The organism is Phytobacter sp. SCO41 (genome assembly GCF_003073275.1).
Lineage (GTDB): Bacteria > Pseudomonadota > Gammaproteobacteria > Enterobacterales > Enterobacteriaceae > Phytobacter > Phytobacter diazotrophicus.
Genome location: NZ_CP027225.1, coordinates 5,426,741 through 5,438,888 on the forward strand (window position 1 = coordinate 5,426,741; position 12,148 = coordinate 5,438,888).

The window sequence follows — 12,148 nt, forward strand, 5'->3', positions numbered from 1 at the left end:
ACTAAAGCCAACGTGAACATTTGCGGACCCCGTGGTCCGCTTTTTTTTGCGTAAAAATGCCCGGGATAAAAGCAAAATGGCAACCGAAGTTGCCATTTTTAGTATTTACTCCCTCTCCCTGTGGGAGAGGGCCGGGGTGAGGGCACCAGCCCGCACAAATCAAACTAAACGATTTTTCGCATCCGCAATGGCCTGAGCAACCTGTTTCGGTGACACACCGCCTTTTGCGGCGCGTTTGTCCAGGCAAGATTGCAGCGACAAAATCGGATAGACATCATCGGCAATCACCGCGCTAAACTTCTGCAAATCCGCCAGCGCCAGCTCTTCCAGCGGTTTGCCCTGACCGATTGCTTCCACTACTGCTTCACCAACAATATGGTGCGCCTCACGGAATGGCACGCCTTTGGCAACCAGATAATCTGCCAGCTCAGTCGCGTTCGCATAACCCTGCTGTGCCGCCTCCTGGCAACGCGGACGTTTCACCTGAATGCCATCCAGCACCAGCGCCGCCATGTGCAGACAGTCAAGCCAGGTATCGAGCGCATCGAACAGCCCTTCTTTATCTTCCTGCATATCTTTGTTGTAGGCCAGCGGCAGACCTTTCAGGGTCATCATCATGCCGGTCAAGGCGCCTTGCACACGGCCACATTTACCGCGGATCAGCTCCAGCGCATCCGGGTTTTTCTTCTGCGGCATCAGGGAGGAGCCGGAAGTAACGCGATCGGACAGTTCAACAAACCCGGCTTCACCGGTGTTGAAGAAAATCAGGTCTTCGGCGAAACGGGAGAGATGGACCATACCAATAGAGGCGTCGGAGAGCAGTTCCAGCACGTGGTCACGGTCAGAAACGGTGTCCAGGCTGTTGCGGGTCGCGGACGCAAAGCCCAGCCAGCCTGCCAACTGCTCACGATCGATTTCATAAGCAGTGCCTGCAAGCGCGCCGCAGCCCAGCGGACTCACATCGAGGCGCTTAAGCGTATCCTGCAGGCGGCTTTCATCACGCGCCAGCATTTCTACATAAGCCAGGCACCAGTGGGCAAAAGTGACCGGCTGCGCACGTTGCAGGTGGGTATAACCCGGCATGACTGCATCCTGGTTATTTTCCGCGGTTTCAACCAGCGCGCTCTGCAACTGACGATTTGCGGTCAGCAGCTCAGCCACCGTGTCTTTACACCACAGTTTGAGGTCGGTCGCGACCTGATCGTTACGACTACGCCCGGTGTGCAGCTTTTTACCCAACTGGCCGACTTTATCGATCAGTTTACCTTCCACCCAGCTATGGATATCTTCGGCATCACTTTCGAGGATCTGCTGCGGATTCGCGCGCACTTCTTCGAGCAGGATATTCAGCGCCTCTTCCAGTTGTCGCTGCTCATCGTTGGTTAATACACCCACGGTGACCAACGCTTTGGACCAGGCCACAGAGCCAACGATATCCTGCTCCGCCAGGCGATAGTCAAAGCGCAAAGAGTCGTTGAACTGTTTGAACCGTTGATCTGCTGCCTGAGTAAAACGCCCACCCCAAAGTGCCATAACATGCTTCCTTAAATTCGTTTAGTGTTGCCTGTCTCTCACCCTCTCCTCTCAGGAGAGGGTTCAGGGAAAATTTTAAGCCAGAATACGTGTGCCGATCGGTGTACCGTTAAACAGCGCCGGTAGCTGATCTGCATGCCGCCAGGAGGCGATATCCACCGGGCGATTCAAAGTACGCGCAGCATCCAGCGCCGCATTCACTTTCACAATCATGCCATCGGTGATGATGCCCTGGGCGATTAACTGCTCCGCTTTCGCCGCCGTCATCTCGGCAATACGCTGGCCTTTACCATCCAGAATACCGCTCACATCAGAGAGCAGAATCAGGTCTGCGCCCAGCGTTGACGCCAGTGCCGTCGCCGCCTGATCTGCGTTGACGTTCATCAGTTCGCCTTCATCCGTCACGCCGATAGAGCTGATCACCGGCAGGAAACCACCCTCCAGCAGCGTGTTAATCAGTTTCGGTGAACCCGGTTGCGCCAGGCCGACATGGCCCAGTTCTTCATCCAGTTTCGTCACTTTCACGCTGTCACCGTCGCCAAGATACAGGCCGACAGAGGCAATCTGATGTTTCTTCGCCCAGGCCAGCAAGGTTTTGTTCGCCGTCCCCGCCAGTGCGCCGGTGATAATGTCGATTTGATCGGCCGGGGTCACGCGCAGACCATTTTTCTTTTTCACCGGCAGGTTGAGCTGTTTCATCAACTCATCCACCACGCAGCCGCCGCCGTGGACAATCACCAGCGGGCGCTGGTGCGACTCGCGGTAATTCACCAGCGCGGTAAACAGACGCTCCAGCGCTTCTTCACTATCCAGCAGTACGCCGCCGAGTTTAATAATTAATGGATTCATCATCAGGCCTGCACTCAATTAGATAAGAGACTGGGTTTCAGCGTAGCCGAAACGAATATTGGCACACTGCACTGCTTGCGCAGCCGCACCTTTTAATAAGTTATCTTCGGTGGCCACGACAATCAGGTGTTGGTCCTTCACGGCAAAACCAATATCACAGAACGGCAGGCCAACCACATTTTTCAGCGCCGGAACGCCTTTGTCGTACAGGCGCACCAGCGGTTTATCGCCATAAGCCTGTTGGAAAATCTCCGCGATCTGCGCCTGTGTTACGCCAGGGTTCAGGCGGCAGGTAATGGTTTCCAGAATGCCGCGCGGGAAATTGCCCAAATGCGGGGTAAAAATGACCTCAGCGCCCAGATGGGTAGTGATTTCCGGGTGATGGCGATGATTGAACACGCCATACGGCTGCAGGCTGACTTCACAGAAACTGTTCGAGATAGCAGCTTTACGCCCTGCGCCACTCACGCCGCTGGTCGCATTAATGACCGGCCACTGGTTGAGATCCAGCACGCCCGCATCAATCAGCGGTTTAAGGGAGAGTTGCGCTGCCGTTGGGTAGCAGCCCGGCACGGCTATCAAATTCGCCTCTTTCAGCGCATCCGCACTCCACTCCGCCAGGCCATACACTGCCTGCGCGAGCAGGTCCGGATGCTGATGAGTGAAGCCATAGAATTTTTCATAAAACGCGGGATCGTTAACACGAAACGCACCAGACAGGTCAAAAACCACGCAACCCGCTGCGAGGAATTGCGGCGCCAGGTCGTGGCTCACTTCATGCGCCGTCGCCAGAAACACGACATCCACACCTTGAGTGAACTCACTGATATCCGACATCGGCTGCAACGGCAGGTCGACAATGCCTTTCAACTGCGGATGTAAATCAGAGACCAATTTTCCTGCATCATTACTTTGCGCTGAAACCGTCAAAGCGGTTATGTTCATATGAGGATGGCGATTTACATAGGTCACTAGCTCTGCGCCGGCGTAACCGCTGGCACCCACAATTAATGTGTTCAACATCGGGGCAGTCTACCTTCTTAGTACGTCATGTTTGCCAGGGAGTGATTCGGCATCAATCCCACGTCGCGCTGTAAAGGCGCCGAATGGGTTCCTTTACGCTCAGCATTAGTGTATTTTTATTCACTATTAATGCATGAATATTGATACTATCACGAACTCAGGTATGTCAACAATGAAAATGAATTTGCCACCATTTATCGAGATTTACCGCGCCCTGATTGGCACTCCGTCTATCAGCGCAACGGAAGAAGCCCTTGATCAAAGCAATGCTTCTTTAATCAATCTGCTTGCTGGATGGTTTGGCGACCTCGGGTTCAAGGTTGAAGTGCAACCCGTCCCCGGCACACGCAACAAGTTTAATCTATTAGCCAGCATCGGTGAGGGTGCTGGCGGCCTTCTGTTGACCGGCCATACCGATACCGTTCCCTTTGATGATGGTCGCTGGACGCGCGATCCGTTCACCCTGACCGAGCATGATAATAAGCTCTACGGCCTGGGTACTGCCGACATGAAAGGCTTCTTCGCCTTCATTCTTGATGCGCTGCGTGATGTTGATGTGACGAAACTGAAAAAGCCGCTCTACATTCTGGCGACTGCCGATGAAGAGACCAGCATGGCAGGCGCGCGTTACTTTGCCGAAAATACACAGTTGCGACCGGATTGCGCCATCATCGGCGAGCCGACCTCACTGCAACCGGTCCGCGCGCATAAAGGCCATATCTCCAGCGCCATTCGCATACTGGGGCAATCGGGCCACTCAAGCGATCCCGCACGCGGGGTGAACGCCATTGAATTGATGCATGATGCCATCGGCCATATTCTGCAACTGCGCGACAATTTGAAAGAGCGTTTCCACTACGATGCGTTCACCGTGCCCTATCCGACACTGAACCTCGGCAGCATCCACGGCGGTGACGCCTCCAACCGTATTTGCGCCTGCTGTGAATTACATATGGACATCCGCCCGCTTCCGGGTATGACTCTCGACGATCTGAACGGCCTGCTCAATGACGCGCTCGAACCAGTAAGCAGCCGCTGGCCGGGTCGCCTGACGGTTTCTGAACTTCATCCGCCGATCCCGGGTTACGAATGCCCGCAGGACCATCAACTGGTCGATGTGGTCGAAAAACTGTTGGGTGTAGAAACAGAAGTGGTGAACTACTGCACCGAAGCGCCGTTTATCCAGACGCTGTGCCCGACGTTGGTGTTGGGGCCAGGATCAATCAATCAGGCTCATCAGCCCGATGAATATCTTGAGACCCGCTTTATTAAACCCACCCGTGAGTTAATTACACAGGTGGTTCATCACTTCTGCTGGCATTGATTTGTCACCACCTCACTCCGATTAACCACATTCGGAGTGAGGATAAAATAGAGTGACGTTGTTCACAATTCCATAAGCAACGCTTATTAGCCGGGAAGCGAATTAAATTTCGTAAATTCACGCCATTTATTCGTTTGCTGAACCGATTTCGCCGCAATTGACGTCGTGGGTTTTACGTGGCTTTATAAAAGGCGGTGTCTGATATCTATCCGTTTCACGTTGCAGGACGGTGGATATAACAAAATAAAATGAGATGGGGTGTCTGGGTTAACATGAACGAACAATATTCCGCTTTGCGTAGTAATGTCAGTATGCTCGGCAAGCTGCTGGGGGATACCATCAAGGATGCGTTGGGAGAGAACATTCTTGATAAGGTCGAAACAATCCGTAAGCTGTCCAAATCTTCACGTGCTGGTAATGAAGCGAGTCGTCAGGAGCTGCTCAATACGCTGCAAAACCTGTCCAATGATGAACTGTTGCCGGTTGCCCGCGCATTCAGCCAGTTTCTGAACCTTGCCAACACCGCTGAGCAATACCACAGCATTTCGCCAAAAGGCGAAGCTGCAAGCAACCCGGAAGTGATTGCTCGTACTCTGCGTAAACTGAAAGACCAACCCGATCTCAACGAAGCGACCATCAAGCAAGCCGTCGAATCGCTGTCGCTGGAGCTGGTGCTGACCGCCCACCCGACAGAGATCACCCGCCGTACGCTGATCCATAAAATGGTGGAAGTGAACAACTGCTTAAAGCAGTTAGATAATACCGATATCGCCGATTATGAGCGCCATCAACTGATGCGCCGTCTGCGCCAGCTTATTGCGCAGTCCTGGCATACCGATGAAATCCGTAAACACCGTCCCAGCCCGGTCGACGAAGCCAAATGGGGCTTTGCTGTGGTGGAAAACAGCCTGTGGGAAGGTGTGCCTAACTATCTTCGCGAGCTCAATGAACAGCTTGAAGAGAACCTGAATTACAAGTTACCGGTCGATTTCGTACCGGTACGCTTTACTTCCTGGATGGGCGGCGACCGCGACGGCAACCCGAACGTCACCGCAGACATTACCCGTCACGTCCTGTTGCTGAGCCGCTGGAAGGCGACCGACCTGTTCCTGAAAGATATTCAGTTGCTGATCTCTGAGCTCTCGATGGTCGAATGTACCGACGAGCTTCGCGAGCTGGCCGGTGCTGAAGGCGCGCAGGAACCGTATCGTTACCTGATGAAAAAACTGCGCGGCCAGTTGATGGCAACGCAGGCCTGGCTGGAAGCGCGCCTGAAAGGCCAACGACTGCCGAAACCAGAAGGTCTGCTGAGCCAGAACGAACAGCTATGGGAACCGCTATATGCCTGTTACAAATCGCTGCAGGCATGCGGCATGGGCATCATCGCTAATGGCGAACTGCTCGATACCCTGCGCCGCGTGAAATGTTTTGGCGTGCCGCTGGTGCGTATTGATGTTCGTCAGGAGAGCACCCGCCACACCGAAGCGCTGGGTGAGCTGACCCGTTACCTGGGTATCGGCGATTATGAAAGCTGGTCCGAAGCCGATAAACAGGCTTTCCTGATCCGCGAACTGAACTCCAAGCGTCCTCTGCTACCGCGTAACTGGGAGCCGAGCAATGAAACCCTTGAGGTTCTCCGGACCTGCAAAGCGATCGTTGATGCCCCGAAAGGATCGGTGGCCGCCTATGTGATCTCCATGGCGAAGACCCCATCCGACGTGCTGGGTGTTCACCTGCTGCTGAAAGAAGCCGGTATCGACTATGCCCTGCCGGTTGCACCGCTGTTTGAAACCCTCGACGACCTGAATAATGCCAACGATGTGATGACCCAATTGCTGAACATCGACTGGTATCGCGGCTTTATTCAGGGCAAACAGATGGTCATGATTGGCTATTCCGACTCCGCAAAAGACGCGGGCGTGATGGCCGCCTCCTGGGCGCAATATCAGGCACAGGATGCACTTATCAAAACCTGCGAGAAAGCGGGCATTGAACTGACGCTGTTCCACGGCCGTGGCGGCTCGATTGGTCGTGGCGGTGCCCCGGCCCATGCGGCACTGCTTTCACAACCGCCGGGAAGCCTGAAAGGCGGCCTGCGTGTGACCGAACAGGGCGAGATGATCCGCTTCAAATACGGTCTGCCGGAAGTGACCATCAGCAGCCTGTCGCTGTACACCAGCGCCATTCTGGAAGCCAACCTGCTGCCTCCGCCGGAGCCGAAAGAGTCCTGGTGTCACATCATGGACGAGCTGTCAGATATCTCCTGCGATCTGTATCGTGGCTACGTGCGTGAAAACAAAGACTTCGTACCGTACTTCCGCTCTGCGACGCCAGAGCAGGAACTGGGCAAACTGCCGCTCGGTTCACGCCCGGCCAAGCGCCGTCCGACCGGCGGCGTAGAATCTCTGCGCGCCATTCCGTGGATTTTCGCCTGGACGCAAAACCGCCTGATGTTACCAGCCTGGCTGGGTGCGGGCGCGGCGCTGCAAAAAGTGGTAGAAGACGGCAAACAGAGCGAGCTGGAAGCCATGTGTCGCGACTGGCCGTTCTTCTCAACCCGTCTTGGTATGCTGGAAATGGTTTTCTCCAAAGCGGATCTGTGGCTGGCGGAATACTACGACCAGCGTCTGGTGAAACCAGAACTGTGGGCACTGGGCAGCGAGCTGCGTAAACTACTCGAAGCCGATATCAACGTGGTTCTGGCGATCGCCAACGACTCCCATTTGATGGCCGACCTGCCGTGGATTGCCGAGTCTATTCAGCTTCGTAATATTTACACCGACCCGCTGAACGTGCTGCAGGCTGAGTTGCTGCATCGTTCCCGTAAAGCGGAAGAGGAAGGTAAAGAGCCGGATCGCCGTGTAGAGCAGGCGCTGATGGTCACCATCGCAGGCGTAGCGGCAGGTATGCGTAATACCGGTTAACCCTCACAGCCTGGCGTAAAAGGTCACACATTGTGTGGCCTTTTTTTATGCCGCCAGTTAAGGTTGAGCGGTTCGCGCGCACGGAAAAGGAAACCATGAATTACGATGTCAGCCATCTGCTTACCCGCCTGATTAGCGGCCAGACACCTCTGCGGCACATCTGTTTTGCTACCGCCACAGGTCCTGCACCCGCCTCAGCGTTACAGGTGGATTTCCCGCGTCTGGAAATTGTGCTGGAAGGAACGCTGACAGATATGGGCATCAATGGAGAGACGTCATTGATGAGCGAACAGGATGTGCTTTACATCCCCGCTGGCGGCTGGAACGCCCCGCAATGGCAGAAGCCTGTCACTATGCTGAGCGTACTGTTCGGTAAGCAACAACTCGGTTTCAGCGTCACTCACTGGGATGGCGCTGAGTTACATAACCTGGCCAAACAACACGTCGCGCGCCGGGGTCCCCGTATTGGTTCATTCCTTCTGCAAACCTTGCACGAGATGCAAATGCAGCCGAAAGAACAGCAAACCGCTCGCCTTATCGTCGCCAGCCTGCTGAGCCACTGCGCCGACCTGCTGGGCAGTCAGATTCAAACGGCCTCGCGTAGCCAGGCACTTTTCGAAGCCATTCGCGACTATATCGACGAAAATTACGCCATGCCGTTAACCCGTGAGTCGGTGGCGCAGGCATTTTATATCTCGCCGAATTACCTCTCACACCTGTTTCAGAAAACGGGAGCCATCGGCTTTAACGAATACCTGAACCATACGCGGCTGGAACATGCCAAAACGCTGCTGAAGGGTTACGATCTGAAGGTGAAAGAGGTGGCTCACACCTGTGGGTTTGTCGACAGCAACTACTTCTGCCGTCTGTTTCGGAAAAATACGGAACGTTCGCCGTCAGAGTATCGTCGGCAGTATCACAGCCAGTTGACGGAAAAGAAGGCTACTCCAGAATAAGATGGGTATGCTGCGGCGCTGAAAGAAGTTTACGCACCGCGCTCATCACCCGCTGAGGTTCCCGCAAAAAAGCGCTAATGCCCGACTGGACGTAGCGGCTTTGGGTAAATCGTTCCACGCCCGCCAGTTCAATATCGGTAATCAGCAATACCGCGTCAGCGCGGCTGATATCCTCTTCCGTTAAACGATTTTCAGTCCCCAGCGCCCCCTGGGTTTCAATCTTAATATTCCACTTCTCCTGCTGGCAGAGCTTTTCCAGCCGTTCGGCAGCCATATAGGTATGCGCCACGCCGCTCACGCAAGCGGTCACTGCCACCAGATGTCGTACAGGTGCGACTGCCATGTTAACCCCCTGTGGTTACCTGAAATCCGGCGCATTCCGCCATTTCACGCAATGCCGCCACCTCTTGCGCCGACGGGGCAGGGACATCTTTCATCGACCACTGCTGCCCCAGCAGGCGATATTTCGGTTCGCCATACTGATGAAACGGTAGCAGGTGTACCTGCTTTATGCCTAATGATGTCAACAACGTCAGCGCGCGCTGTAAGTTCTCTGTGCTGAGGGTAAAGCCCGGAATCAGCGGCAGACGGGGGATCACATGGATCCCCTCACTGACTAATAGCCGTAAATTCTCCAGCACGCGCGGCAGATTCATATTGACCACCTCACGCGCCTGAACGGCATCCATTATTTTGAGATCGAACAATACCTCATCGCACGCCTTTGCCAGCGGCAACAGGCGGCTGGCCGGGGCATCACCTGCGGTTTCAATGGCGCACTGAATCCCCAACCGCCTCAGACGCTGTAAAAAACGGGTGGCGAAAGGCGCCTGCATCAGCACTTCACCGCCAGAGAGCGTCACCCCGCCGCCGGAAGTGCGAAAGAAGATATCATCCTTCAGCACCTCACGTTCCAGCTCATCCAGCGTGATATCGCGGCCAATACGCTCAAACGCGCCGGAAGGACATTCGTCGGCATCGCGCAGACAGGGCGCACAGTGCAGACATTTACTCTCCCGACGCACCGTTTCAATGCGTGGAGAAAGGGACTCAGGATTGGCGCACCACGGACAGGTATGCGGGCAGCCTTTAAAAAAGACCACCGTGCGAATCCCCTGCCCGTCATTCAGCGAATAACGCTGAATGTTGAAGATGCGCGCAACCTCATCGCTGCGCGGCTCCACAACCTCACAGTTGATGCGCGGTGCGGCGAATGATGTCATCCTGAATCTCCTTCGACAGCTCGACAAAGAAGGCGCTGTAGCCCGCCACGCGCACCACCAGCCCGGCGAAATCCTGCGGACGTTGCTGCGCTTCCCGCAGCGTTTCGGCATTCACCACGTTAAACTGGATGTGTTGCAGCTTGAGTTGGGTAAACGCACGCAGGAAATCCGCCAGTTTGCGTAAGCCCGCCTCCCCTTCAAGGGTCGCAGGGGTAAACTTCACGTTCAGCAAGGTGCCGTTCGACAGCAGCGTGTTATCCAGTTTACTCACCGATTTCAGTACCGCCGTCGGCCCCTGCATATCCTGGCCCAGCATCGGCGACAGACCGCCATCCGCCAGCTGTTCCCCGGCGAAACGACCGTCCGGCGTCGCCCCCACTACCGAACCCAGCGGCACATGCGCGGAGACGGTGTAAGAACCCGGCGTAAACCGCCCGCCGCGCGGGTTCTGGTATTTCTCCACCTCTTTGCAGTAATGACGCAGCAATTCAGCGCTGATGTTATCCACATCATCAATATCGTTGCCGTATTTTTCGAAGCGGTTGATCAGCCTGGCGCGAATTTTCTCGCCTTCCGGGGTGGCGAAGTTGCCTTTTAATACCGACAGCAACTCGTCAAAACTTAAGCGCTGCTGCTCAAACACTAACCCATTCAGCGCATGCAGGGAGTCGCTCAGGTTGGCGATGCCAATGCCCTGCACGCCGGAGAAGTTATAGCGCGCGCCGCCATCGGTAATATCACGTCCCTTGTCCAGACAGTCGCTGATAAACGAAGAGAGCAGCGGCACCGGCGCCCAGTCGCGATGGCCGATATCGCAAATATTGCTGCCCTCCACCATCAGCGTGATGTAGTGGCTGATTTTGGCGCGAATATGCGCCAGCAGTTCTTCATACGTCAGCGCGCTGTTGCCTTCGTTTTCGTAGAGGCTGATTTCCATCACTTTCAACAGGTTGAACATAGCGATGTCGTGCAGGCCGTAGGTTCTGCCGGGAATCGACAGTTCCACGCAGCCCACCACCGCGTAATCACGCGCATCTTCCAGCGAAACACCACGGTTCAGAAACGCAGGCACCACCACTTCATCATTAAAGATCTGCGGGATACCGGTGCCAAGACGAATTGTCTCCGCCGTCTTCATCAGGAAGGGCGTATCAATCAGCGCGTTGGTGCGCACGCCAAGGTTCGGCTGCGGCAACTGTACGCTCTGATAAGCATCAAGGCAGAGGAACGAAAGCACGTTCACCGCGCTACGTCCATTCTCCGTCAGCCCGCCGAGCAGCGCGGTATACCCTGTCGGGAATCCGGCGAAATAGCGTGCGCTGCTGGTGGAACGCAGCAACACGATGTCGTTGCATTTCACCCACAACGATTCAAGGATCTCTTTTAAGAATGCCGGGTCTTCGCCCTGGGTCAGCGAGGCCTGGTAAAACGGCAGCATATACTGGTCAAAACGTCCCAGCGAGAGCGAGCTGGCGTTGGATTCATATTGCAAAATGATATTCATGTACCAGAACAGTTGGCACGCCTGCCAGAAGGTCTGCGGCCTGTGCTGCATGTTATGACGGGAGTTAGCGGCAATGGTCAGCAGTTCCTGACGGCGCTGCGCATCCGGGCAACTTTCCGCCATTTTCTCCGCCAGCAGAGCGTAACGCAGAATGTGCCGTTGCGATGCTTCAAGCAGTAACAGCGCGGCCTGATAAAAATGGTTATCCGGCTGCTGTTGGCAGTGCTGGCGCATCTGCGCCGCCAGTTCTCCCAGCCCGTGGTTCAGCAGGCGCGGGTAATCAATAATAATATGCCCCTGCCCTTTATCCGTCTGGTTAACGCTAAAAATCTGGGTGCTGACGGCGGCCTTCACCTCATCGGTCATCTGCCCGTTGATGAAATCTTTCATCGACCGTTTTTCCCAGTACGGGAACAGCACGTCGCGATAGAGGCGTTTATCCTCTTCACTGATATCAAAGCGATCCTGCGGACGCGTCGGGAACTGATCCAGCTCTTTAAGCAGCCAGTAAGGGTCCATTTCCGGCGACATAATCCCCGCACGCGGCTTAACGGTACGGTTCCCGGCAATCAGCTCCTCATCACGAATCGAAATTTCAACATGCTCAAGGATATACGCGGTCGCTTTCGCCCGACGCAAAATAACCGGCTCTCCCTCCGTCTGCTGGTGGCTGGCGGTGTAGAGCAGCGCGCGCTCAAGCGAAATTTCACGGTTGTTTTGAAACAGAGCAGTTTTGAGGCGTTGAATACGGTTGGTCATGAGGAACTCCTGTGGACAAGCTTGTTGCCGGATGGCGGCGTGAACGCCTTATC

General features: G+C 55.1%; 9 protein-coding genes. 3 read left to right on the forward strand and 6 right to left on the reverse strand.

Annotated elements, in window-relative coordinates; translation table 11 throughout:
• Positions 1 to 159: 159 nt before the first annotated feature.
• From argH to argC, 3 genes are all read right to left on the reverse strand, one after another.
• On the reverse strand, positions 160 to 1,533 hold the full coding sequence (gene argH, locus C5523_RS26370) for an argininosuccinate lyase (protein WP_039077272.1): 1,374 nt from the start codon (positions 1,531 to 1,533) through the stop codon (positions 160 to 162).
• Positions 1,534 to 1,608: 75 nt separating this feature from the next.
• Positions 1,609 to 2,385 carry an acetylglutamate kinase gene (gene argB / locus C5523_RS26375; RefSeq protein WP_103245116.1) on the reverse strand — a complete coding sequence of 259 codons (777 nt, stop codon included), beginning with the start codon at positions 2,383 to 2,385 and terminating at the stop codon, positions 1,609 to 1,611.
• Between the two features lie 15 nt (positions 2,386 to 2,400).
• Positions 2,401 to 3,405 carry an N-acetyl-gamma-glutamyl-phosphate reductase gene (argC, locus tag C5523_RS26380; RefSeq protein ID WP_039077274.1) on the reverse strand — a complete coding sequence of 335 codons (1,005 nt, stop codon included), beginning with the start codon at positions 3,403 to 3,405 and terminating at the stop codon, positions 2,401 to 2,403.
• 172 nt (positions 3,406 to 3,577) lie between these two features.
• Between argC and argE the strand changes: the two genes are divergently transcribed.
• The 3 genes from argE (at position 3,578) to C5523_RS26395 (ending at position 8,609) form a co-directional block, all read left to right on the forward strand.
• Entirely contained in the window at positions 3,578 to 4,729 is a 1,152-nt protein-coding gene (gene argE / locus C5523_RS26385; protein ID WP_039077275.1) for an acetylornithine deacetylase, read from the forward strand.
• Between the two features lie 272 nt (positions 4,730 to 5,001).
• The gene (gene ppc, locus C5523_RS26390) at positions 5,002 to 7,653 is read left to right on the forward strand and encodes a phosphoenolpyruvate carboxylase (RefSeq protein WP_039077276.1); all 2,652 of its coding nucleotides are present in this window, start codon (positions 5,002 to 5,004) and stop codon (positions 7,651 to 7,653) included.
• 95 nt (positions 7,654 to 7,748) lie between these two features.
• Entirely contained in the window at positions 7,749 to 8,609 is an 861-nt protein-coding gene (locus C5523_RS26395) for an AraC family transcriptional regulator (protein ID WP_108702230.1), read from the forward strand.
• Here the strand turns inward: C5523_RS26395 and C5523_RS26400 are convergent.
• Genes C5523_RS26400 through C5523_RS26410 form a run of 3 tightly spaced genes read right to left on the reverse strand, consistent with a single transcriptional unit; the run spans position 8,596 to position 12,095 of the window.
• Positions 8,596 to 8,952, reverse strand: a complete 357-nt coding sequence (locus C5523_RS26400; RefSeq protein ID WP_079498485.1) for a PTS fructose-like transporter subunit IIB — start codon at positions 8,950 to 8,952, stop codon at positions 8,596 to 8,598. The two genes, C5523_RS26395 and C5523_RS26400, sit on opposite strands and share 14 nt — an antisense overlap.
• Before the next feature lies 1 nt (position 8,953).
• A complete protein-coding gene (locus C5523_RS26405) occupies positions 8,954 to 9,832 on the reverse strand; it encodes a [formate-C-acetyltransferase]-activating enzyme (protein ID WP_108702231.1) in 879 nt (292 codons plus the stop codon).
• The gene (locus tag C5523_RS26410) at positions 9,798 to 12,095 is read right to left on the reverse strand and encodes a formate C-acetyltransferase (RefSeq protein ID WP_108702232.1); all 2,298 of its coding nucleotides are present in this window, start codon (positions 12,093 to 12,095) and stop codon (positions 9,798 to 9,800) included. Before C5523_RS26410 ends, C5523_RS26405 begins: the two co-directional genes overlap by 35 nt.
• Positions 12,096 to 12,148 lie beyond the last annotated feature (53 nt).

What these genes read in the sequence shown, in the direction of transcription:
- C5523_RS26400 (WP_079498485.1), bottom strand. Translation starts at nt 8,952, where the DNA reads ATGGCAGTCGCACCTGTACGACATCTGGTGGCAGTGACCGCTTGCGTG.
- argH (WP_039077272.1), bottom strand. Translation starts at nt 1,533, where the DNA reads ATGGCACTTTGGGGTGGGCGTTTTACTCAGGCAGCAGATCAACGGTTC.
- argC (WP_039077274.1), bottom strand. Translation starts at nt 3,405, where the DNA reads ATGTTGAACACATTAATTGTGGGTGCCAGCGGTTACGCCGGCGCAGAG.
- ppc (WP_039077276.1), top strand. Translation starts at nt 5,002, where the DNA reads ATGAACGAACAATATTCCGCTTTGCGTAGTAATGTCAGTATGCTCGGC.
- C5523_RS26410 (WP_108702232.1), bottom strand. Translation starts at nt 12,095, where the DNA reads ATGACCAACCGTATTCAACGCCTCAAAACTGCTCTGTTTCAAAACAAC.
- argE (WP_039077275.1), top strand. Translation starts at nt 3,578, where the DNA reads ATGAAAATGAATTTGCCACCATTTATCGAGATTTACCGCGCCCTGATT.
- C5523_RS26405 (WP_108702231.1), bottom strand. Translation starts at nt 9,832, where the DNA reads ATGACATCATTCGCCGCACCGCGCATCAACTGTGAGGTTGTGGAGCCG.
- argB (WP_103245116.1), bottom strand. Translation starts at nt 2,385, where the DNA reads ATGATGAATCCATTAATTATTAAACTCGGCGGCGTACTGCTGGATAGT.
- C5523_RS26395 (WP_108702230.1), top strand. Translation starts at nt 7,749, where the DNA reads ATGAATTACGATGTCAGCCATCTGCTTACCCGCCTGATTAGCGGCCAG.